Annotated in this window: 21 protein-coding genes; 6 read left to right on the top strand and 15 right to left on the bottom strand. The window is 70.5% G+C overall.

The annotated features are described in order from the left end of the window. Window positions 1-22 precede the first annotated feature (22 nt). Window positions 23-355 carry a 2'-5' RNA ligase family protein gene (locus VGJ24_RS10645; RefSeq protein ID WP_331500553.1) on the bottom strand — a complete coding sequence of 111 codons (333 nt, stop codon included), beginning with the start codon at window positions 353-355 and terminating at the stop codon, window positions 23-25. Window positions 356-811: 456 nt separating this feature from the next. Between VGJ24_RS10645 and VGJ24_RS10640 the strand changes: the two genes are divergently transcribed. Further along, window positions 812-940 carry a hypothetical protein gene (locus VGJ24_RS10640; RefSeq protein ID WP_331500552.1) on the top strand — a complete coding sequence of 43 codons (129 nt, stop codon included), beginning with the start codon at window positions 812-814 and terminating at the stop codon, window positions 938-940. Window positions 941-993: 53 nt separating this feature from the next. Here the strand turns inward: VGJ24_RS10640 and VGJ24_RS10635 are convergent, their stop codons facing one another. The 4 genes from VGJ24_RS10635 to VGJ24_RS10620 are packed head-to-tail and all read right to left on the bottom strand — an operon-like array spanning window position 994 to window position 5,752. Continuing rightward, a complete protein-coding gene (locus VGJ24_RS10635) occupies window positions 994-2,454 on the bottom strand; it encodes an NAD-dependent succinate-semialdehyde dehydrogenase (protein ID WP_331500551.1) in 1,461 nt (486 codons plus the stop codon). Between the two features lie 9 nt (window positions 2,455-2,463). Then, window positions 2,464-3,702, bottom strand: coding sequence for a M24 family metallopeptidase (locus VGJ24_RS10630; protein WP_331500550.1), 1,239 nt, complete (start codon window positions 3,700-3,702; stop codon window positions 2,464-2,466). Next, on the bottom strand, window positions 3,699-4,643 hold the full coding sequence (locus VGJ24_RS10625) for an NAD(P)-dependent oxidoreductase (RefSeq protein ID WP_331500549.1): 945 nt from the start codon (window positions 4,641-4,643) through the stop codon (window positions 3,699-3,701). Before VGJ24_RS10625 ends, VGJ24_RS10630 begins: the two co-directional genes overlap by 4 nt. Continuing rightward, window positions 4,643-5,752, bottom strand: coding sequence for an alpha/beta hydrolase family protein (locus tag VGJ24_RS10620; RefSeq protein ID WP_331500548.1), 1,110 nt, complete (start codon window positions 5,750-5,752; stop codon window positions 4,643-4,645). The genes VGJ24_RS10625 and VGJ24_RS10620 overlap by 1 nt, the downstream gene beginning before the upstream one ends. Before the next feature lie 161 nt (window positions 5,753-5,913). Between VGJ24_RS10620 and VGJ24_RS10615 the strand changes: the two genes are divergently transcribed. From VGJ24_RS10615 to VGJ24_RS10600, 4 genes are all read left to right on the top strand, one after another. Further along, window positions 5,914-6,816 carry a hypothetical protein gene (locus VGJ24_RS10615; RefSeq protein ID WP_331500547.1) on the top strand — a complete coding sequence of 301 codons (903 nt, stop codon included), beginning with the start codon at window positions 5,914-5,916 and terminating at the stop codon, window positions 6,814-6,816. 4 nt (window positions 6,817-6,820) lie between these two features. Further along, window positions 6,821-7,996, top strand: coding sequence for an MFS transporter (locus tag VGJ24_RS10610; protein WP_331500546.1), 1,176 nt, complete (start codon window positions 6,821-6,823; stop codon window positions 7,994-7,996). A 9-nt stretch (window positions 7,997-8,005) separates the two neighbouring features. Then, a complete protein-coding gene (locus VGJ24_RS10605) occupies window positions 8,006-9,025 on the top strand; it encodes a LacI family DNA-binding transcriptional regulator (protein WP_331500545.1) in 1,020 nt (339 codons plus the stop codon). A 109-nt stretch (window positions 9,026-9,134) separates the two neighbouring features. Beyond that, window positions 9,135-11,651: an FAD-dependent oxidoreductase gene (locus VGJ24_RS10600; protein ID WP_331500544.1), complete on the top strand. Its 2,517-nt coding sequence runs from the start codon at window positions 9,135-9,137 to the stop codon at window positions 11,649-11,651. Between the two features lie 103 nt (window positions 11,652-11,754). Here VGJ24_RS10600 and VGJ24_RS10595 read toward each other — a convergent pair whose 3' ends face one another. The 10 genes from VGJ24_RS10595 to VGJ24_RS10550 all read right to left on the bottom strand — a co-directional run bounded on the left by VGJ24_RS10595 (window position 11,755) and on the right by VGJ24_RS10550 (window position 20,072). Further along, the gene (locus VGJ24_RS10595; protein WP_331500543.1) at window positions 11,755-12,504 is read right to left on the bottom strand and encodes a hypothetical protein; all 750 of its coding nucleotides are present in this window, start codon (window positions 12,502-12,504) and stop codon (window positions 11,755-11,757) included. A 166-nt stretch (window positions 12,505-12,670) separates the two neighbouring features. Continuing rightward, entirely contained in the window at window positions 12,671-13,510 is an 840-nt protein-coding gene (locus VGJ24_RS10590) for an SCO6745 family protein (protein WP_331500542.1), read from the bottom strand. Window positions 13,511-13,620: 110 nt separating this feature from the next. Beyond that, entirely contained in the window at window positions 13,621-14,082 is a 462-nt protein-coding gene (locus VGJ24_RS10585) for a VOC family protein (RefSeq protein ID WP_331500541.1), read from the bottom strand. 335 nt (window positions 14,083-14,417) lie between these two features. Then, window positions 14,418-14,822 (bottom strand): nuclear transport factor 2 family protein, encoded by a 405-nt coding sequence (locus tag VGJ24_RS10580; protein ID WP_331500540.1) that lies wholly within the window; start codon window positions 14,820-14,822, stop codon window positions 14,418-14,420. Window positions 14,823-14,853: 31 nt separating this feature from the next. Beyond that, window positions 14,854-15,783 (bottom strand): 2-oxo acid dehydrogenase subunit E2, encoded by a 930-nt coding sequence (locus tag VGJ24_RS10575; protein WP_331500538.1) that lies wholly within the window; start codon window positions 15,781-15,783, stop codon window positions 14,854-14,856. Window positions 15,784-15,930: 147 nt separating this feature from the next. Then, window positions 15,931-16,893 carry a zinc-binding alcohol dehydrogenase family protein gene (locus VGJ24_RS10570; RefSeq protein WP_331500537.1) on the bottom strand — a complete coding sequence of 321 codons (963 nt, stop codon included), beginning with the start codon at window positions 16,891-16,893 and terminating at the stop codon, window positions 15,931-15,933. Next, window positions 16,890-17,249, bottom strand: coding sequence for a hypothetical protein (locus VGJ24_RS10565; RefSeq protein WP_331500536.1), 360 nt, complete (start codon window positions 17,247-17,249; stop codon window positions 16,890-16,892). Before VGJ24_RS10565 ends, VGJ24_RS10570 begins: the two co-directional genes overlap by 4 nt. Then, window positions 17,246-18,109, bottom strand: a complete 864-nt coding sequence (locus VGJ24_RS10560) for a hypothetical protein (protein ID WP_331500535.1) — start codon at window positions 18,107-18,109, stop codon at window positions 17,246-17,248. Before VGJ24_RS10560 ends, VGJ24_RS10565 begins: the two co-directional genes overlap by 4 nt. Window positions 18,110-18,112: 3 nt before the next feature. After that, on the bottom strand, window positions 18,113-18,910 hold the full coding sequence (locus tag VGJ24_RS10555; RefSeq protein WP_331500534.1) for a citryl-CoA lyase: 798 nt from the start codon (window positions 18,908-18,910) through the stop codon (window positions 18,113-18,115). Continuing rightward, complete coding sequence (locus VGJ24_RS10550) at window positions 18,903-20,072, bottom strand: CoA transferase (protein ID WP_331500533.1); 1,170 nt, start codon at window positions 20,070-20,072, stop codon at window positions 18,903-18,905. The genes VGJ24_RS10555 and VGJ24_RS10550 overlap by 8 nt, the downstream gene beginning before the upstream one ends. 179 nt (window positions 20,073-20,251) lie before the next feature. Here VGJ24_RS10550 and VGJ24_RS10545 point away from each other — a divergent pair. Further along, window positions 20,252-21,451: amidohydrolase family protein (locus VGJ24_RS10545; RefSeq protein WP_331500532.1), on the top strand; the 1,200-nt coding region annotated here is incomplete at its 3' end.

The raw sequence follows: 21,451 nt of genomic DNA, 5'->3' as shown, positions 1-21,451 counted from the left end.
CTCAACGTAGGCGCCTGGCAGCTCACCAACTCCTGCGAGGCGACCGACCAGCAACAGCCGTGATCAGTGCTCCGAAGACGGCGGCTGGGTTCGGGGCGAGCCACAGCACGTTCGTGCCGAACCAGCCGGTGCTCTCGAACGTGGCATTGAACCTTGGGACGGTGGAGATCGCGGCGGCGAGAGCCCCGATCACTCGTGCGTTGACCTCCGACGGTGGCATGGATGGGAATAGCACGGTCACGTGCGCGGGTATGCCGAAGGCTGCTGAATCGTCAAGCCGGGCGCGGGTTACGGCGACGGCCTCTTCAGCCTCCGGAATGGTGACGATCAGCGCGCTCTGCATCAGCCCTTTCATGGGCGCGAACCCTATCCACGCAGACGGATATGACGTTCCTACCCATCCGCGTCAGGCCAACAGCGCCCGACCACCCATCATGAGAGCTAGCTTCCGGCGAGCCCGTCAGCCAGCGGATCGACGCACCGCGGATGAGCCGGCGCTCGAGCGGGTGAAAGGGGGCTACTGGCCAATCCTGAACATGAAGGTAGCGGGGTATCGCTGATCGTCGCGAACCGTCGCGGTGCCAGCCCTGGTCGTCCTGGGCACTTGCACCCCGATGGAGAACCCCATGGCGACAGGACGCGGGGAGCGCGCGCCTCCTCCACCGTCCCACTGATGCACCGGCATGCCCGAAAGTCACCGCGGAAAGTCGTGCCTCCGGTGTCGAATCCGCGCGGAGGTGTTCGTTGAAGACGTGACAGGGCGCCCACGAGGTGACGCGCCAACAGAACGAAGTCGGAAAGGAACACCACCATGAACCAGACCGTCATCGAGGCCCAAGCCCGCTACCTGATTGAGGACCGGATCCACCCGACACATCGCGGGCAGTCCGTCCACGACCGCCGTCGCCATCGCCGGCTGCGCACTTTGATCTGGCCGTGAGGTTGCGTGCTCAGGCGTCCCCAGATCCGGCGAAGTGACGCCGCCCGCCGTGGTCACCAGGTGACGGCGATGTACTTGCTCTCCAGGTAGTCCAGCATCCCCTCGTGCCCGCCCTCGCGGCCGATGCCGGACTGCTTGGTGCCACCGAAGGGGGCGGCGGGGTCGGAGACGAGGCCGCGGTTGAGGCCGACCATGCCCGACTCCATCGCCTCGCTGACCCGCAGGCCGCGCGCGAGGTCGCCGGTGTAGACGTAGGAGACGAGCCCGAACTCCGTGTCGTTCGCGAGCCGGATCGCCTCGGCCTCGTCGGTGAAGGTCACGATCGGCGCCACCGGACCGAAGATCTCCTCGCGCAGGATCGGGGCTGAGGGTGGTACGTCGGTGAGCACGGTCGGCTCGTAGTAGTAGCCGGGGCGGTCGGGGCGGGTGCCCCCGACGACGACCTGCCCGCCGGCGTCGACCGCCCCCTTGACCAGCTCGGTCACCTTGGTGACCGCCTCCTGGTTGACCAGCGGCCCGACCTGGGTGTCGTCGGCGGTACCCGGCCCGACCCGCATCGCCGACATCCGCTTCGCGAGCCGGCTGGAGAACTCCTCGGCGACGTCGGCGTGCACGAAGAACCGATTGGCGGCGGTGCACGCCTCCCCGCCGTTGCGCATCTTGGCGACCATCGCACCCTCGAGCGCGGCATCGAGGTCGGCGTCCTCGAAGACCAGGAACGGCGCGTTGCCACCGAGCTCCATCGAGCAGTTCACGACCTGGTCGGCGGCCTCCTTGAGCAGGATCCGGCCGACCTCGGTCGAGCCGGTGAAGGAGAGCTTGCGCACCCGCGCGTCGTGCAGCATCGCGGAGACGACGGCACCGGACCGGCGCGCGGGTACGACGTTCACGACGCCCGCGGGGACTCCGGAGTCGTCGAGGATCCTGCCCATCAGAAGCGCCGTGAGCGGGGTGTCGGACGCGGGCTTGAGCACCACCGTGCACCCGGCGGCCAGAGCCGGCCCGATCTTGCGGGTCGCCATCGCTGCGGGGAAGTTCCACGGGGTCACGAGCACTGCGATGCCGACCGGCTGGCGGACCACCATGATCCGGTTCGCGCCCGTCGGCGCGGTGGTGAGCTCGCCCGACGCCCGCACCGCCTCCTCGGCGTACCACCGGAAGAACTCCGAGGCGTACGCCGTCTCACCGCGCGCGTCAGCCAGCGCCTTGCCGTTCTCCAGCGAGATCAGGTGGGCGAGCTCGTCGGCCCGCGCGCTCATCAGCTCGAAGGCCCGGCGGAGCACCTCCGCCCGGTCGCGCGGGGCGGTGGCCGCCCAGCCATCTGCCGCCGCGTCGGCCGCGTCGACCGCTGCCATGGCGTCGTCCACGGTGCCGTCGGCGACCGTGGTGATCACCGCGCCCGTCGCCGGGTCGACGACCTCGAAGCGCCCGCCGTCGGACGCGGCGACGGCCTTGCCGCCGATGAGCAGGTCGAGCGGCAGGTCGGCGATCTGGTCGAGAGTGAAGTCGCCCATGGGGTCCTCTCAGTACGGGTTGGCGATGAAGAGGTTCTGCGCGGGGAAGAGCGTGAGCACCTGCGGGCCGTCCTCGGTGAGCACGATCTCCTCCTCGATCCGCGCGGCGGAGTATCCGTCGGACGCCGGGCAGTACGTCTCGAGCGCGAACACCATGCCGACCTCCAGCTCGATCGGCTCCTTCATCGAGTTCAGCCGCGAGATGATCGGCCGCTCGTGCAGCCCGAGACCGAGTCCGTGCGCGAACTGCAGCCCGAACGCCTCCATCTCGCTGCCGAAGCCGAACTCCTCCGCCTTCGGCAGCAGCGCGGCCACCTCGTCGGTGCCGACGCCGGCGCGGATGCCCTCGAGGCCGCGATCCATCCACTCGCGTGCCTGGGTGTACGCGTCGCGCTGGGGCGGGGTCGCGCTCCCGACCGAGAACGTCCGGTAGTAGCAGGTCCGGTAGCCGTTGAAGGAGTGGATGACGTCGAAGAACGCCTGATCGCCGGGACGGATGATCCGGTCGGTGAAGTTGTGCGGGTGCGGGTTGCAGCGCTCGCCGGAGATCGCATTGATCGCCTCGACCTGGTCGGAGCCGAGCTCGTAGAGACGCTGGTTCGCGTAGGCGACGATCTCGTTCTCGCGGATGCCGGGCTTCAGCCGATCGACGATCCCCTGGTAGACGCCGTCGACCATCGCGACCGCCTGGGTGAGCAGCGTGATCTCGTCGCGCGACTTGATGACGCGAGCGTCGAGCATGTGCTGCTGCGCGTCGACGACGGTCAGCCCCTGCTTCTGCATCTCGAAGAGGAACGGCGGCTCCACGATGTCGACCCCGACCGGCTGGTCGGCGACGCCGGCCTCGGTCAGCATGGACTTGATCTCGGCAACGGCGGACTCCATCAGCCCGACGGTCGGCGCGACGGCCCCGCGGAAGCCGAGGAACCCGGCCCGGTAGTTCTCCTCCGGCACCCACTGTGAGTAGAGCTTGTGGTGCTTCACCGCAGACCCGAAGTCCCACAGGACGGGGTCGCGGTCACGGGTCAGCAGCGCGTAACGGATCATCTTGTCGCCGAGGGCGCCGCCGATCCACGTGTGTGTCGTGTATCGGATGTTGTAGAAGTCGAACAGCAGGAACGCCCCGCACTCGCTGGCGTCCAGAGCGGCCTTGGCCCGGCTCAGCCGGTAGTCGCGCAGCCGCGCGAAGTCCACCCGCTCCTCGTAGTCGACCCCCATGTGGCCGGGGGCGGGGAGCGGCCGGGTCACGGCGTACCTCCTCCCGAGAGGCCGTCATCCACCTCGACGTCCTCGGGCTTCAGCTCGAGCCCGGAGCCGCGGGCCTGGAGGTCGAGGAGGACTGCGAAGTCCTCGTCGATGCGGCCCGTGCTCACGGTCGCCTGCACGGCCGCGGCGGCCGCGGCGGCGACCGGCATCGGGACGTCGAGGTCGTGCGCGGCGGCGAAGCCGAGGTCGAAGTCCTTGCGCAGCAGCAGGGGCGTGAACGTGGGGCTGTAGTCGAGGTGCACGAACGCCGGCGACTTGTACCGGGTGAACGTCGAGCCCATCACCGACTTGTTGAGGAAGTCCAGGAACGCCGCGCGCGACATCCCGCCCTTCTCGGCCAGCACGGTGATCTCGGCCAGGCACTGGGTGACCACGCCGAGCATCACGTTGTGACAGATCTTGGCGAGCCGCGCGACGTCCCCTTCGCCGACGTACGTCGCGCCCTGGCCGAGGTGGTCCAGCAAGGGCGCCACCTTCAGCCACGTCTCCTCCGGACCGGAGACGACCAGCGTCAGCAGACCGGCCCGCACCACCTTGCCGTTGCCGCTGACCGGCGCCGACAAGAAGTCCACCCCGTGCTCGGCGCACGCCTCCCGCATCGCCGCAGAGGTCTCGGCGTCGACCGTCGAGCAGTCGACCACAGCACCGGGCAGGCGGTCGGGGTCGGCGAGCAGGCCACTGTCGCCGGTCAGCACCTGCTCGAGGTCGGCAGGCGCGGAGACCATGGTGAAGACGACGTCCCGGTCGCGGAGGTCGGCGATCGCGTCGGCGACCCGACAGCCCGAGTCGATGAGGGCCTCCGCCTTGGCGCGGGTGCGGTTCCAGACCGTCACGTCCTCGCCCGCGGCCGCCAGCCGCCCCGCCATCGCGGCGCCCATCCGCCCGGCACCGATCCAGCCGATCGACATCTCCGAGACGGACATCAGACTCCTGCCTTCGCGCGTGCTGCAGCGGTGACGCCGGGGTCGCCGACGTCACCGCCGAGATGGTGGGCCAGCCAGTCGGCTGTCCGCGGCCGGTGCCACGGGGAGTAGTCGGCGCAGCCGTGGTTGGCCTCCTCGAGCATCAGCAGCTCGCTGCCCGGCACGGCCGCATGCGCCTTCTCGGCCTGCTGGTAGGGGATCAGCCGGTCCTTCCGGCCGAAGACCAGCAGCATCGGGGCGGCGACGTCGCGGGCCACCGGCGCGAGGTCGAGCGTGTGCGCGACGGCGCGAGCTTCCTCGTCGGACGCCGTTCCCGACCGCACGCGGAAGGTGTCGCGGGTCAGCGAGGGCAGGCCGTCCCAGCACTCGCCGAAGTTGAAGGGTCCGGCGAGGGCGACGCCGGCCGTCGCGCGGTCACCGAGGGCGGCCATGACGCGGACCGAGTAGTAGCCGCCCAGGCTCACCCCCCAGACGCCGAGCCGGTCGCGGTCGAGGTCGGACTGCCGGCCGATCGCGTCGTAGAGCACCTCGGTCACGGGACCCCAGTCGCCACGGATCTTCACGTCGTACTCCGCCTCGCCCTGACCGGGCCCGTCGACGCTGAACGTCGCGAGCCCGCGGTCGAGGAAGGTCTGCTCCGTCGAGCGGATCTCCTCCTTGGTCGAGTCGAGGCCGGGAATCATCAGCACGACCGGGAAGGGTCCCTCGCCGTACGGCGCCCGGACCACCGCGACCAGCGTGCCGGTCTCGAAGGGGATCTCGACGCGGCGGCCGGGCGGGTCGAGGTGCGGCAGCGCGTCGGTGTACGCCGCCACCGCGCGCGCGTGGGCGGCCTTCATCTGGTCGAGGTCCTCGACGAAGACGAACTTCGCGAAGTGGTAGTACGCCGCGGCCTGGGCGAGATGCTCGCCACCGGATCGCAGCCGGCCCTCCGCGATGGCCCCGCGGCCCAGCGCCTCGTGCTGCTCGCCCACGGCGACCCAGGCGGCGCACCACTCCGGCCAGGTCTCCACCGACGCCGTCACCCGGGCGAAGTCGGCAGGAGTCACGCCGTTCGCGGTGAACCGCGGAGCCCAGTGCGCGATCGCCGAGGTGACCCTCTCGTCCATCCCGGTCCTCCGTTCCTGGGCGCGTGTCGACGTGGACTGCAAACGAGTGCAGTTTTGTGCAGTCAGGTCCGCATGTCAAGCAACACTGCACGTGCCGAAGCGCTACTGCAAACGAGTGCAATATCGGCTATCGTCGACGGCACCACCCGGAGGAGGCCGCTGTGATCCCCGTCGATGTCGGCACGTTCAGCCCCCCGGTCGTGCTCGACCTTGCGGCCTCCTCCGGCCTTCTCGACGCCGCCGGGATCGAGGTGACCGAGCACCCGGTCCCGTCCTCGCCAGCGCAGTTCCGCTCGCTGGCCGACGGTGACCTCCACGTCGCACTGACGAGCCCGGACAACGTGCTCGCCTATCGCTTCAACCCCCACAACCCGGTCGGCCGGCTCCTCGACGCCCGCATCGTCGGTGCCGTCGATCGCGCGCTCGGGCTCGGGCTCTACGGCCGACCCGGCTTCATCGCCGACGACCTGCGCGGCGCCCGGGTCGGCGTCGACGTTCCGCACTCCGGCTTCGCGCTGGCGCTGTACGCGCTCGCCGAGCGGCTCGGCGTACGGCGCGACGAGTACGAGCTGGTCACCCTCGGCTCGACGCCGAAGCGGTTGCAGGCCCTGCTCACGGGCGAGTGCGACGCCACGATGCTGAACGCGGGCAACGACCTGCTCGCCGAGGCCGCCGGCTGCGTCCGGCTGGCCGGCGTGACCGACCACTTCTCGCCGTACCTCGGAACCGTGGTCGCCGTGGTCGGTGAGGAGCACCTCGAGACGGGTCGGCTCCTCGCTCGCGCCCTGACCGAGACCGCGGCGGAGATCCTCGGCGGCTCGCTCGACGCCGAGGCCGTCGCGTCTGCCCGGCGCAGGCTCGCGCTCGACGAGACGCTCGCCCGGCGTTACGTCGAGCGGATGCGCAGCGTCGACGAGGGCCTGGTGGCCGACGGTCGCGTCGACCGCGAGTCGCTGGAGACGCTGGTCGCCCTCCGCACCGCGTGGCTCCCGGAGGTGGTCGACGGGTACGACGTGATGGACGCGGCCCTGGCGGAGGACTCCGGGCTTGTCGACGTCCACTAGATCGGTGCGGGGCGCGCGGCCGAGCGCGATCGGGCTGCTGCAGCGCGCCGCGTTCGTGGCGACGTTCGACCGGTTCGCGATGTCGCCGATGCTGGTCGCGATCGCGTACGACCTCGGCGCACCGGTCGGTTCGGTGGTGCGGGCGGTGGGGGTCTACTTCCTGGTCTACGGCCTGAGCCAGCCGGTGTGGGGGGTGGTGTCCGACCGGTTCGGCCGGGTGAACACGATGCGGGTGACGCTGTTGCTGGCCGGCATCTGCTCGATCATCTCGGCGGCGTCCGGGACGGTCCTGGCGCTCGGGATCACGCGCGGCCTCGCCGGCGGCCTGTTCGGCGCGGCGTACCCGGCGGCGCTGATCTACCTCGGTGACACCGTGCGCGCCGACGTCCGGCAGCGCGACGTGACCCGGTTGATGGTCGGGACGGCGCTCGGGACGGCGCTGGCCTCGGTGGGCGCCGGAGTCGTGGCCGACCTGCTGACCTGGCGGTTCATGTTCGTCCTGACCGGGCTGGCGGCCGTCGTGCTCGCGGCTCGGCTCGGCGCCCTTCCCGAGCCGGAGCGGGAGCACCACGGCGGCACCTTCCTGCGCCCGATCGGGTACGTCGCCCGCTCGCCCATCACGCTCTTCGTCCTGCTCTGCGCGCTGGCCGAGGGTGCGGTCCTGCTCGGCACGATCACCCTCCTGCCTCCGGCTCTGGAGCACGCCGGCGCGTCGACAACCGTCGCAGGCCTCGTGACCGGGGTGTACGGCGTCTCGGTCTTCGCGTTCTCCCCGTTCGTCGGGCGTTTCTCGCAGCGCTGGCACCCGTCGCGGTTGATCGGCCTCGGCGCTCTGGCGGCGGTCGCCGCGTGTCTCTCGCTGACGGCGTCTCAGGGCGTCGCGGCCGGCCTCGTCGCCGCGATCCTGCTCGGTCTGGCCTGGACCGCCATGCACTCGAGCCTCCAGACCTGGGCGACCGAGGTGATGCCGGTCGCCCGCGCCACGGTCGTCTCGTTCTTCGCCGGGTTGCTCTTCGTGGGGTCGTCACTCGCGGCCGTGGTCGCCTCGGGACTCGCCGACGAGGGCCGGTACGACGTGCTGTTCGCGGTGTGCGCGGCGCTCGCCGTACCCCTCGGGATCGCGGCCGCGGGTGTCCGAGCTCGCTGGCGCCCCGCCGGTCCGAGCCCGGCACGGCCGTAGGGTACGACCGTGCCCGCACCGACGCTCCGCGACGTGGCCGAGGCCGCGGGCGTGCACGCAGCCACCGCGTCCCGCGCGCTCAACCCGGCGACCCGCGGACTGGTCAACGCCGACACGGCGCGACGGGTGATGAAGGTCGCCGAGCAGCTCGGATACCGCCCGAACCCGATCGCCCGCGGACTCAAGACCGCGAAGTCGGGCACCGTCGGCATCGTCCTTCCCGACCTCACCAATCCGCTGTTCCCGCCGATCGTGCGCGGGATCGAGGAGGTGCTGGAGCCGGCCGGGTACAGCGGCCTGATCGTCAACACCGACAACGACCCGGGACGTGAGCAGTGGCAGATCGAGCACCTGCGCTCCCGCCAGGTCGAGGGGCTGATCGTGGCGACCGCGCGGGTCGAGCACCCACTGATGGAGCAGCTCCACCGGGAGGGCGTGGTGATGGTGATGGTCAACCGCCGGCCGGAAGGGGTCGACGTACCGTCCATCACGCCGGACGACGCGTCCGGTGTCGAGCAGGCCGTCCGCCACCTGGCCGACCTGGGCCACACCCGGATCGCCCACGTCGCCGGGCCCGCCAACACCTCGACCGGCGTCACGCGCGCCCGCGCGTTCCGCACCGTCGTACGCGACCTCGGCCTGGCTGAGGACCCGGACCTGATCACCACGACCGACAGCTGGAGTGAGGAGGCAGGGGCCGAGGGACTGCGGCGACTGCTCGACGCGGGCACGGAGTTCAGCGCCATCTTCGCCGGCAACGACCTGATCGCGCTGGGCTGCTACGACGTCTTCCGTGAGCGCGACATCGCGTGCCCCACCGAGCTGAGCGTAGTGGGATTCAACGACATGCCGTTCCTCGACAAGCTGCGTCCGCCCCTGACCACGATCGCGATCCCGCACCTGCAGATCGGGGCCGAGGCGGGGCGGCTGCTGCTGGACTCGATCGCCGATCCCTCGCGACCGGCACGGTCCGTGCTGCTGCCCTTGTCATTGGTGGTCCGCGGATCGACAGCCCCGCCTGCGCACTGAATCCTGCGCAGCGTCAGACCGAATCTCCCGCCGCTTCAGCGAGGCCCTGGCCTTCTGGCTGTTCGCCAGGGAGGTTGAACGACCGTTCAGACACTGGCAGGGTTCCCCCATGTCGCTCGACTTCACCGCCATCAACCCGGCTGCGGCTCGGGCCGACGACGCACCGACCGGTCCGTCGAAGGATCTGCCGAGCCGAGCTCAGTTCGTCGTCATCGGGGGTGGCGTGGTCGGGACCTCGATCGCCTATCACCTGGCCATGCTGGGCGCGACCGACGTCGTACTGCTCGAGCGCAAGCAGCTCACGTCGGGTACGACCTGGCACGCGGCCGGCGAGGTCGTCTCCGGGGGTACGACGGAGGACGCGCTGTGGATGGCGCGCTACTCCGCGGAGCTGTACGCCCGACTCGAGGAGGAGACCGGGCTCTCGACCGGGTTCCGGAAGTGCGGCTACCTCCAGCTGGCCACGACCGAGCGGCGGGACGAGGCCTACCGTCGCGAGACGGCGTACATGCGCTCGGTCGGGATGACCAAGGAGGTGCTGTCGCCGCGTGAGGTCGCCGAGCTGGTGCCGCTGATCCGTACCGACGACGTCATCCACGGCTTCTGGACGCCGGACGAGGGCCGGGCCAACCCGGTCGACGTGACGATGTCGATGGCCAAGGGTGCCCGGCAGCGCGGCGCGCGGATCTTCGAGGACACCGAGGTCACCGGTTTCGTGCTCGATCACGACCGCCTCGTGGGCGTCCGCACCGAGCGCGGCGAGATCGAGTGCGAGAAGGTCGTGCTGGCGGCGGGGCTGTGGGGACGCGAGCTCGCGGCGAAGGCCGGGGTCACCGTGCCGCTCCAGGCGGCCGAGCACTACTACCTGCTGACCGAGGAGATCGACGGCGTCACGCCGGAGTCGGTGCCGGTGATCGAGGAGCCCGAGTCCTACGGCTACTACCGCGAGGAGGGCGGCGGCCTGCTGGTCGGGATGTTCGAGCCGGTCGCCGCGGCCTGGTCACTGGACGGTACGCCGCGCGACAGTGCGTTCGCCGTGCTGCCTCCCGACTGGGACCGGCTGGCGCCGTTCCTCGAGGTCGCGATGCGGCGCTTCCCGGCGCTCGAGGACGCCGGGATCCGGACGCTCTTCTGCGGGCCGGAGAGCTTCACCGACGACATCTCGCCGATGCTGGGCGAGTCGCCCGAGGTCGACAACCTCTACCTTGCCTGCGGCCTGAACTCGGTCGGCATCCTCTCCGGCGGCGGCCTCGGCCACGTGATGGCGCAGTGGCTGATCGAGGGGCACCCGCCGATCGACCTCACCACGGTCGGCGTCGACCGGGCGCACGAGTTCCAGGCGACCCGGCTCTTCCGCCAGGAGCGCACGGTCGAGCGGCTGGGCTTCCTGCTCAACAACCTGTCCTGGCCGAACGCCGAGTACCAACGCGGTCGCGACGTACGACGCTCGCCGTACCACCCCCAGCACGTCGCCGACGGTGCACACTTCGTGACGACCAGCGGCTGGGAGTTCCCCGACTACTTCGCCGGCCCGGGTGTCACCCCGACCGTCGAGTGGGGCTATACGCGGGGTGAGGCCTTCGAGCGCACGCGCGAGGAGCACCTCCAGGCCCGCGAGAACTTCGCGATCTTCGACCTCACACTGATGTCGCACCACCTGGTGCAGGGGCCGCACGCGATGGCGGTGCTCAACCGAGTCTGCGCGAACGACGTCGACACCGCGGTCGGCCGGATCGTGTACACCCAGTGGCTCGACGAGCGCGGCGGGATCATCGCCGACGTCACCGTCACCCGGCTCGCCGAGGACCGGTACATGGTGATCAGCGGCGACACCATCCACCGCCGGGTGCCCGCGTGGATCCGCCGTCAGACGCACGAGCGCGAGTTCCTCACCGTCACCGACGTCACCAGCGGGTTCTCCCTGCTGTCGGTGCAGGGTCCTCGGTCGCGGGACCTGCTCCAGTCGCTGAGCCCGAACGACTGGTCGAACGACGCCTTCCCGTACCTCACCGCGCAGAAGGTCGAGCTCGGCTACACCCCGCTCTGGGCGCTCCGGGTGACGTACGTCGGCGAGCTCGGCTGGGACCTGCTCGTGCCCACCGAGTTCGGCGCCACGCTGTACGACCAGCTGCGCGAGGGCGCCGACCTGGGCTTCCGCCCCACCGGCGTCGGCGCGCTGGAGACGATGCGACTGGAGAAGGCCTTCCGCGACATGGGCCACGACATCGACTCCACCGACACCCCGCTCGAGGCGGGGCTCGGCTTCGCCGTCGCGTGGGACAAGCCCGGCGGCTTCGTCGGCCGCGAGGCGCTGCTCAAGCAGCGCGAGTCGGGCCCTCCTACGCGTCGCCTGGTCAACGTGCTCCTCTCTTCGCCCGACCACGACCTGATCGGCGACGAGCCGGTCTACTGGGACGGCAAGCCCGTCGGTCCGGTTCGCAGCGGTGGTTTCGGCCACTCCCTCGGCGCCGCGTGCGGCATCGCCGAGGTCGCCCGCGACGAGCCCATCACCGCCGCCGACCTCGCCTGCGGCTCCTTCGAGATCGACATCGCCGGCACCCGCGTCCCCACCCGGGTCTCCCTCAGGCCCTTCTTCGACCCCGAGCGCGCCCGCATCCTCTGCTGAGCGTCCCCCGCCGTCGCGCCCACCGAGCCCACGAGCGGCGCAAACCCTGAGGGCACCGAATGGGCGCGGCCTTCGAGGCGGCCGTGTCACTCGGCTCGGCGACTCAGCCGATCGGCGCCGGCGGTGTCGAGGTGGTTGAGCTGGTCATCGGTCGCGGCAGCCATGCCCAGAGGCCGAGGGCGACACCCCACACGACCGAGGCAATGGCCCACCCCTTCTCGACACTGCCCGGGTATCCGGGCCACCCGAGACTCAGCGCTCCGAAATAGATCGAACACACGGCGGCGTACGTGCCCACCTGTCGTTGACCGCGCGTCCAACCGGCAGCGAGCACGGCGAGGGCGAACAGAGCGAGCGCAAGGGCCGCCTGTACGGAGTAGTGGTCGGCGCCCGAGCTGAAGTCGGTGTCCGGGCGGTGCTGACGGTTCCGGTCCGCCATCACCCAGGCATACGCAAGCCACGGCGCGCCCGTCACCGCAGCCAGCGCCAGCAGGGGCAGCTGAACGCTCAGGCTCAAGGGATACCAGCGCTCGACGACCGGTAGCGCGACCGCTCCGATGCCCACCAACAGCCACAGGAGCAGCCCGACGATCTCTGGCTCGCGGCTGATGACCGCGGCCACGAACAGGCATCCGCAGGCAACCAAGAGTGTCCAGACCGCCGGTGCCGCCGCACGGGGGCGCAGCGCGACGACGAGGAAGGGGGCGGCGACCAGGACGGAGAAGAACAGACCCCAACCACCCGAGAGCACGGGGTTCCAGTCGGCGCTCCAGCTGACACCAAGGTCGATGGCGCCCCAACCGGGCACAGACAGCCACGTGAACGCGAACAACACCGCGGCGCCCCGCACCATCGTGCTCATCTGGCCATCCTGGCATCAGGGCACGCCGAGTCTGATGGTCACATTGTCCGGAAGAACACCGCGGCGGGTCCGACGAGGCGGAGTCAGGGATGGCCGGCAACGTGCTGACGAGCACCGCCGAGGCGTTCACGCTCGACGTTCGGGTCGAGGAGGATCGTTACTCCGACCCGACGGCGTCAAACGCTGCAGCCAGGGGCTCGAGGTCGGCGATGAGCTGGTCGAGCTCGGTCGGGGTCAGGGTGGCGTAGGCCGGTGCGGCGAGGTCGTCGGTGAGTGACTCGATCCGCTCCTTGGTCTCGCGCCCGATCTCGGTGATCCGTCCGGCGTCGTCGATGAGGCCACGTGCGCGCATCCCCTCGGCCACTTCGGCGAGCGTGGCCGGGGGGAGGTGGTGGATCCGGCCGAACTTCTCCGCCGGCATGCCTTGGGACACCGCGTGCAGCGCGTGGGACTCGAGCCCGCCGATGCCTTCCGAGACCAGGGCGGCGACGTGCCCGTCGCCCCGGTGTTCGCGGAGCAGGTTGGCCGCGTGCCAGAGCCGGGCGACGGGTTCGTCGGGGACAGGGAGCGTTCGCAGCCCCGCGAAGAGAGCACGGCCCTCGATCGGGGCGCCGGTGGCCGCCTTGGTGGCCAGGTCGGCGGCTCGGGCGACGCCGGGTGACTCGGCCTGGTCGGCCAGGATCCGCCGCACGGCAGCCGCGCAGCCCCGCTCGCGAGCGGCGAGGACCGCCTCGGGAGTGGCGATGTCCCAGACGTGCGGGATGTGTCGCGCGACCTCGCCGTCGGCGAAGTTGTAGAAGATCGCGTGCACCACCTCGGCCGGGACCCTCCCCAGTGGAGCGGCGCGCCCGGCGAAGTAGGTGTCCCAGTAGTTCCGGTACCCGAGCGCCATGACCTCGGCGGTCGGCTCCGGGGCGGCGTACGGCACCAGCGCGATCGGCTCGTTGAGCCCGTAGAGGCGGCGGGCCAGGGCCCCAGAGGGCTTCGTCTCGGTCATCTCGGACATCTCCTGTGGTCGTGGTGTCGCCGCGCTGAGCGCGCCGTCACCTCTTCCACGAACAGGGGTGGCCCGATTCGACCTTCACCCGCAAAAGGCAAGCCGATCAATCACGCGCTGTCGAACATGGCTGCGAGCTGCGCCTCGATCTCCTCCACCGGAATCTCCCGCAGGCGCTGGTCGAAGGCCCACCGGTGCCCGGATGGATCCAGCACTTCGCCTGTCCGCACGCCCCAGAACGCATCCTGCACCGGTGAGTGCACCGTCGCGCCCGCCGAGACCGCCCGGTCCATCGCGGCGTCAGCGTCCGAGACGGCGAACCGGAAGGCGGCCACGGAGGTGGCCGTCGAGCGCGGTGTGGCCAACGTTGTGCCCGGCATCGGCGCGGCCAGCGCCACCTCGAGTCCGTCCATAGCCAGCTCGGCGGTCGCGATGGATCCGTCCGGCAGGTGCAGCACGCGGGTCACCCGCGCGCCGAACGCCCGCTCGTAGAAGTCCACCGCAGTCGGGACGTTCTCGACGACGAGGTGGAGTGCGAAGCCAGTCATGGCCGGGACCGCGCGTGCGCTCATGAGTTCACCGTTCTCTCTCGATTTGCCCGCAGCCTGGCAGCTCAAGCGAACTTGAAGTCAAGGGGAACTACCGGTGACGATCTGTTCATCGATCGGACTGACTCGCGGACACCGAAAAGTGTCGGGGCTGCACGATCCAGCAGCGGCGGCTAGCCACCGCAGAGCCGGGCTCACGTCAGTGGCGACGTCTTCGAAGATGTGCTCATCGTGAGCAGCGTCAGGGTCGCCAGGATCCATCCGTGAGCGACGGGTCGTCCGCCTGAGCGGACGTCCTAGTGGCCTCTCAAGCGGACGACCCGAAACGTCGGTGTCAGACGCGCCGGGTCACCCGTGACTCAGTCGGGCGCGGGACGCTTGGTGTAGTACTCGGTGAACTGGCGGCAGCGCCGGTCGTCGTCGAACCGCATCACGAAGCAGTTGTCGAACACCTCGGTGACCCGGCCGCCCGGGCTCGCGGTGTACGTCGTCGTCCCGGTCGCCACGACCACGTCGCCGTCCACGGCCACCGGCGCGTACGACCCGTCGTAGGTCCCCGGCTCGTCGCGCGTCGAGCCCTGGGCGTCGGTGTCGCCGGCGAGCCAGCTGGCCACGACCTCGTCGCGGCCCTCGACCCACTCGGCGTACGGATAGAAGCGGTAGCAGACGTTCTCGCTGAAGAGTGCGGCGATGTCGTCCGCGTCGTACGACTTCCAGGCCGCGAGATAGCGGTCCAGCCAGTCCTGAGCGCTCGCGTGGTCCACGTGTTCACCGTACGACGGAGCGGCGCCGCCGTCAGTCGATGAGCCACTCCGGGCGCTCGAGCAGCGCCACCAGTACGGCGAGCCAGCGCGAGGCCTGGACGTCGTCGACCCGGCCGGCCCGCACCGACAGGGTCAGCGTCATCACCTTGCCCGGCACGACCGCACCGGCATCGATGACCGGCTCGTCGCGGACTGCGCCGACCGCGAGCGCTGCGGCCTGGCCGGTCGGCACCACCGCCGCGGCCTCCTCGACCCCGAACCGCCCGGGGTAGGTCACCGGGATGCCCGGCGACGCGCCCTTGTCCTGCTCGATCCGGGCGACCCCCATCTGGGGCACCTGGCGATGGGCGGCGACGACAGCACGGGCAACCAGGTCGAGGACGCTGGACTCGGGCCGGTCTCGCTCGAGACGGGTCGACAGCGTGACCAGCCGGTCCACCCGCACCCGGGCGCGGAGGTAGTGGTGCAGTGAGGCCGGGTGGTCGTCGGGCTTCTCCGCCACGGGTTCCGAGGAGAGGGCGGCTCGCTCTGCGAGGGTCCCGAAACCCGCGGACTCCGCCTCCACCAGCGACGCGTCGACGACCATCGGGGGCGGCTCGGGTGCGTCGACGGGTCCGGGCGCGGTCGGGTCGGCGCGGTGCGCGGCCACGGGCGCTTCCAGCAGGGAGCCGGCGCCGACGGGTTCGCGACGTACGATCCCGAGCTCGGCGAGGACGGCCTCGAGGTCCTCCACCTGCTCCCACGGCTCGCCCAGGATCCCGATCGGGCTACCCGGCTCGACCCGGGTGCCCGGCTCGACCAGGGTCTTGAGCAGGAGCCCGGGGCGGCCGGCCTCGACGCTGAAGAGCTCGTGCGCGGTCTCGACGTAGGCGATCGTCTGGGCCGCGTCGAAACGTGCGGACTCCTCGACGAGCCAGGCGGCGAGCACGCCGTCGTCTGAGTCGCCCGCGACATCAGGCATGCGGAGTACCCGAGGCAACGGTCAATCCCCCAAGAGATCAGGGCACACCGCGCTCGGAGTTGCGCGGTGCTCGAGGTCCGTGGCCAGGCTAGGGGACCCCTGGGGGCGTGGCCACCCCGGGGCGGTATCGATCGACCTGGGGTCGCCTCAGGGCACCAGGACGCAGCGCACCTCGGACTCACCGGCCACCTTGCTGGTCCACACCTGCTCGACCTCGGCTAGGGGGCGCACGTCGTACTGCATCCGGATGCGGCCCGCGGCGGCGTGGCCGAGGACGGCGGTGATCGCCTCGCCGCGCTGGTCGGAGGTCAGGGCATTGTTGGTGTACCCGAGCACGGACGCGGTGCGGCTGCGGATGACCGCCGAGGAGTACGTCGCCTGGTCGCTCGCCGCGCCGCCGAGGTTCACGAGCCGGCCCTGCTCGGCGAGGTTCCGCAACGCCGCGGTCGATGCGACGCCGCAGACGGGGTCGAGGACGACATCGAACGGCCCGTGTTCGGCCAGTGCGGCCGCGACCAGGTCGACCTCACCCTCGAGCGGTACGACGACGTCCGCGCCCGACGCTTCGGCGCGCGACATCGACTCCGGACGCGCCATCGCGACCACCGTGGACGCGCCCAGCACCCGGGCGACGCCGATCCCGACCTGTCCGACCGCGCCCCCGCCACCGAGGATCAGCGCGCGTTCACCGGACTGCAGCCGAGCCCGCCACGACAGCGCCATCCAGGCGGCGATGCCAGAGAGCCCGAACGCGGCGGCGAGCTCGTCCGGCACGGCGGCCTCGATCGGGACCACGTCGACGTCCGGCACCGCACACAGCTCGGCGTGGGCGCCGTCGCCCGGCTGCATCCCGGCGGTCGCGAAGAACCAGACGCGGGCGCCGACCGGATGGACGTCCGAGGACTCCACGACGCCGACGCCCTGACCGCCCGGTACGTACGGCGTGGCCGGGACGCCGAAGTACGACGTCCCCGAGGCGCACAGCAGGTCGAGCGGCACCAGCGGAGCCGCAGTCACCCGGACCGTCGTGGTGCCGGCCGCCGCGGTCGGCGGCGGGTGCTCGGCGTACGACGGCGACTGTCCGGGCGTATGGAGGACGGCAGCTCTCATGTCGCGATGTCCGGGTAGGGCTGCGGCAGGTGCTTGAGCGCCTGGCCGTACGCGATCTGGTACTCCAACGGCCCGTGGTCGCGCTCGAACATCGCGATGAAGAGGGTCAGCGTCAGGAACGGGTGTGCGCCCAGCTCGAAGAGCCGGACGTGGTCGTGTCGCACGAGCACGTCGCGCTCCTCGTCGGAGAGGACAAGCCAAGTCGACTTCTCGCCGGAATGGCAGTTGAGGATCGAGTTGGCCATCTCCTCCTCCCACCATGCGACCGTCCCGGCCGGATCCTCGCGGTAGCGCTCGACCAGCTCGGGGTCGCGGTCGACGGTGTAGAGGAACTTGTCCAACAGGTACTTGCTCACGCGAGCGCCCCCTCGGGATACCAGGTGAAGTACGCCTCCATCGTGTGGAACAGGTCGAGCGAGTCGACGTAGTCGGCCTTCACGCCCTCGCCGGCGACGCCCATCATCAGCATGAAGTCCATGAAGCCGTGGGTGGCGTTGCCCGGCAGGTGCAGGCTGTCGAGCGTCACCTCGCCACAGCAGCCGTCGATGTCGCCGTTCGCGATCCACTCGACGGCCTTCCGGTCGAAGTCCGGGTCGGGCCCGTGCTCACCGAACTGGCGCGGCCCCCCGAGCTCGAGCGACAGGTGGCCCGTGCCGATGATCGCCACTCGCTTGTCGCTCTCCCACGACTCGACCATCTCGCGGATCGCCCGGCCCAGCTGGACGAACCGCTTCGGCTGCGGCAGGGGCGGGGCGAAGATGTTGGTGTAGACCGGCACGATCGGCAGATCTGCCTGCGGCCGAAGCGTGATGATCGGGCAGGTGATGCTGTGGTCGATCCGCAGCTCGTTGCTGAACGCCAGGTCGAAGTCGCGGTCCAGGCCGCCGCGGAGGATGTGCTGCGACAGCTCCTCGTCACCGTCGAGCCGGAAGCGCGGGAGGTGGAACTCGCGTTCCTCGTTGTACCAGTTGGCGTCGTAGTACGGCGCCTTGCCGACCAGGAACTGCGGCATGTTGTCCAGCCACAGCTGATGGAAGTGGTCGCTGCCGACCATCACCAGGACGTCGGGCTCCGCGCGGGTGAGTGTCTCGCGGAACGTCTCGATCTTCGCCTGCCACTCGTCGGCGAACGGCGGGCGCTCGTCGCCGGTGCTCGTGCTGGCCCGGTAGTAGAAGGGGTGATGGGTCGAGGCGATGACCGCGGCGACGGTGGCCATGTCTCAGTCCTCCTCGGCTGTCGGGTCGACGTAGACCGCGTTCCGGTCGACGGTGAGATAGGCGTCCATCCCGATCGGACGTCGTGCTTCCTCGGCGATCTGCCCGAGCAGTCCGGCGGCCCGGGCGAGCAGGGCGAAGCCGCGCAGCAGGTCGACCGGCAGGCCGAGGTCGGCGAGCGCTGCACCGCAGACACCCGCGCCGTTGAGTGGAAGTCTTCTGCCCAGGACGCTTTCGTGTGTCCTCCCGATCGCCTCGAAGAGCCGCAGGTGTGGGCCACGCAGGCCCTCTTCCTCGGCGATCGAGATCAGCTTGGGGGTGCGGGGGTCGAGCACCTTGTGCACCGGGTGCCCGAGGCCCGGCACGTACCGGCCGGCCTCGCGCGCACGTCGTACGGCGTCGAGGGCGAGCGCGTCCCAGCCGGCATCATCGGTAGGCAAGTCGGCCTGTCCATCGAGTACGGCGTGCAGGAACTGGCCGCAGTCCTCGGTCACGCCCAGGAACCGCGACCCGCCACCGAGCAGCCCCGCGGCGAGCGCGCCCTGGAGCGAGTCGGGCGCGGAGAGGTAGGTGAGCCGGGCCGCGATCGCGGTCGGCGTGAACCCGTGGTCGGCCAGCGCGACCAGCACCGCCTCGAAGACCCGGACCTCCGACGGCGTCGGCCGGCGCAGCGTCACCAGCCAGAGGGCGAGCTCGCCGAATCCCACCTGACCCATCAGGTCCTCGGTCAGGTTCTGCCCCAGCAACCGGATCTCGTCGGCCGTCGACGTTCCGAGGGAGGTCGGGAATTCCACGTCACTCATCCGAATTCCCCTCGTCCGACAGCCACCGTCGGAGCTCCTCCCCGTGTTCGTCGAGCCCGGGCGGCGGGAGGCGGTAGTCGACCGGCGTCTCGGAGAACGTGATCGGGTTGCGGATGGACGGCACCATCGCCTCACCATCGCCGACGTCGACGACGGGCTCGAGCCCGATCTCGGTCGCGAACCCGACGCCACCGGAGACGTCGTTGATGGGCCCGCAGGGGACGCCCGCGGCGATGATGTCTGCGAACCACTCCATCCTCGTGCGCTTGCTCAACCGCTCGATCAGCAGCGGCCGGAGCTCGTCGCGGTGGGCGTTCCGGTCCTTCATCCGAGAGAAACGCGGGTGGTCGGCGAGCTCGGGTGCGCCGATCACCTCGCACAGCTTCCGGAACTGCGCGTCGTTGCCCGAGGTGATGATCAGCTCGCCGTCGGCGCACGGGATCGGCTCGTAGGGGTAGAGGCTCGGGTGGCTGTTGCCCATCCGCTGCGGGACGACGCCGCCGGCGACGTACGCGCTGGTCTGGTTGACCATCCCCGAGAGAGCGGAGGAGAGCAGGTTGACCTCGACGTGCTGTCCGACGCCGGAGGTCTGGCGGGCGTTGAGGGCGGCGAGGATGCCGATGGTCGCGTGCATGCCGGCCATCACGTCGAACACAGAGATCCCGGATCGGAAAGGTCCCGTTTCAGGAGAACCGGTGAGGCTCATCAACCCTGACATCGCCTGCACGATCAGGTCGTAGCCGGGCAGCACCCGCCCCTGGTCCGTCGTACCGAAGCCGCTGATGGAGGCGTAGACGATGCGCGGGTTGCCGCTCGCCACCGCGTCGAAGTCGAGCCCGAAGCGGTCGAGGCCGCCAGGCCGGAAGTTCTCGATCATCACGTCGGCCCGCCCGGCCAGCTCGCGCGCGAGGACGACGTCGACGTCGTCCTTGAGGTCGAGGACGACCGAGCGCTTGTTGCGGTTGACCGCGAGGTAGTACGTCGAGATGCCGTCGCGTACCGGCGGCGCCCAGGCCCGGGTGTCGTCGCCGGCCGGCGCCTCGACCTTGATCACCTCGGCTCCGAGGTCGGCCAGCAGCATCGTGGCGTACGGCCCGGCGAGCACCCGCGAGAAGTCCGCGACCAGCAGCCCGGAGAGCGGTCCGGTCGGACGGTCGGCCACGCGCGCAGTCCTTTGCCTCTGTACGGACAGGTGTCCGACAGAGTCCACCAGCGCCGTCGGAGCGCGTCAAGGCCTTGACACTGCGGCGTACCGGGTCGAGATTGACCGCTAAGCGGACACACGTACGGACGCTTTCGCACCAAGGCACCACAGACGACAAGCGCCACCAGGGAGGACCCATGACCGACTCGATCGTCCTGCGCGGCGGCACCGTGCTCACCATGGACGACAGCCACACGATCCACGGGGTAGGCGACGTCCTGGTCGTCGGCGACAAGATCGAGGCGGTCGGCGCGGGCCTCGACGTACCCGAGGGCACGCAGGAGATCGACGCGTCCGGCGGCATCGTGATGCCCGGGATGATCGACACCCACCGGCACATGTGGCAGACCGCGATGCGGGCCTACGGCGCGGACTGGACCCTGACGCAGTACTTCGTCTGGTACTACCTCGAGCACGGCAAGACGTTCCGCCCCGAGGACATCGCAGCCGGCAACGTGCTCTCCGGGTGGGAGTCGCTGGAGGCCGGCGTCACCACCACCGTCGACTGGTCGCACGGCTTGCAGTCGGTCGACCATGCGGACGCCGCGGTCGACGCGCTGCAGTCGGTCCCGGGCAGGTTCGTGCTGGCCTACGGCAACATCCAGGCCGGACCGTGGGAGTGGACCGCCGACCCGGCCGTCCGCGACTTCTTCGAGCGGCGTCGTACCGGTGCCGGCGACATGCTCGGCTTCCAGCTGGCCTTCGACGTGACCGGCGACCCGTCGTTCCCGGAGAAGGCGGCGTTCGAGGTGGCGCGCGACCTCGGCCTCGCGGTGACCACCCACGCCGGCGTCTGGGGCGCGACGAACGACGACGGCATCCGGTTGATCCACGAGAACGGCTTCGCCAACCCGGAGAACATCTATGTACACGCGGCCACCCTGAGCGCCGACTCCTACCAGCGGATCGCCGCATCTGGCGGCTCGATCTCGGTCTCGACGGAGTCCGAGTCGAGCGCCGGCCAGGGCTATCCCCCGACCTGGCAGGTGCGTCGGTACGACATCCCGGTGTCGCTGTCGCAGGACACCAGCGTGTGGTGGAGCGGCGACCTGTTCTCGGCAATGCGTACGACGCTGGGCGCCGACCGCTCACGCGAGCACCTGGAGGCCCACGTCAAGGGCGACACGGTCACCTCGTGCTCGTTGCGCGCCGAGCAGGTCGTCGACTGGGCGACGCGCGGTGGCGCCCATGCCCTCGGTCGGGACGACCTCGGCCGGCTCACCCCCGGAGCCAAGGCAGATGTCGTCCTGATCAAGAACGACGACTCCCCCGTCTCGTTCCCGATCGTCAACCCCTACGGCCACGTCGCCTTCCAGGCACAGCGCGGCGACGTACAC

Source organism: Nocardioides sp. (genome assembly GCF_036493135.1).
In the GTDB taxonomy this organism is placed as follows: Bacteria; Actinomycetota; Actinomycetes; order Propionibacteriales; family Nocardioidaceae; genus Nocardioides.
This window is presented reverse-complemented; position numbering and strand designations above follow the sequence as displayed.

What these genes read in the sequence shown, in the direction of transcription:
- VGJ24_RS10645 (WP_331500553.1), bottom strand. Translation starts at nt 355, where the DNA reads ATGAAAGGGCTGATGCAGAGCGCGCTGATCGTCACCATTCCGGAGGCT.
- VGJ24_RS10625 (WP_331500549.1), bottom strand. Translation starts at nt 4,643, where the DNA reads ATGTCCGTCTCGGAGATGTCGATCGGCTGGATCGGTGCCGGGCGGATG.
- VGJ24_RS10570 (WP_331500537.1), bottom strand. Translation starts at nt 16,893, where the DNA reads ATGAGAGCTGCCGTCCTCCATACGCCCGGACAGTCGCCGTCGTACGCC.
- VGJ24_RS10560 (WP_331500535.1), bottom strand. Translation starts at nt 18,109, where the DNA reads ATGGCCACCGTCGCCGCGGTCATCGCCTCGACCCATCACCCCTTCTAC.
- VGJ24_RS10595 (WP_331500543.1), bottom strand. Translation starts at nt 12,504, where the DNA reads ATGGTGCGGGGCGCCGCGGTGTTGTTCGCGTTCACGTGGCTGTCTGTG.
- VGJ24_RS10575 (WP_331500538.1), bottom strand. Translation starts at nt 15,783, where the DNA reads ATGCCTGATGTCGCGGGCGACTCAGACGACGGCGTGCTCGCCGCCTGG.
- VGJ24_RS10590 (WP_331500542.1), bottom strand. Translation starts at nt 13,510, where the DNA reads ATGACCGAGACGAAGCCCTCTGGGGCCCTGGCCCGCCGCCTCTACGGG.
- VGJ24_RS10600 (WP_331500544.1), top strand. Translation starts at nt 9,135, where the DNA reads ATGTCGCTCGACTTCACCGCCATCAACCCGGCTGCGGCTCGGGCCGAC.
- VGJ24_RS10555 (WP_331500534.1), bottom strand. Translation starts at nt 18,910, where the DNA reads ATGAGTGACGTGGAATTCCCGACCTCCCTCGGAACGTCGACGGCCGAC.
- VGJ24_RS10620 (WP_331500548.1), bottom strand. Translation starts at nt 5,752, where the DNA reads ATGGACGAGAGGGTCACCTCGGCGATCGCGCACTGGGCTCCGCGGTTC.
- VGJ24_RS10640 (WP_331500552.1), top strand. Translation starts at nt 812, where the DNA reads ATGAACCAGACCGTCATCGAGGCCCAAGCCCGCTACCTGATTGAGGAC.
- VGJ24_RS10635 (WP_331500551.1), bottom strand. Translation starts at nt 2,454, where the DNA reads ATGGGCGACTTCACTCTCGACCAGATCGCCGACCTGCCGCTCGACCTG.
- VGJ24_RS10585 (WP_331500541.1), bottom strand. Translation starts at nt 14,082, where the DNA reads ATGAGCGCACGCGCGGTCCCGGCCATGACTGGCTTCGCACTCCACCTC.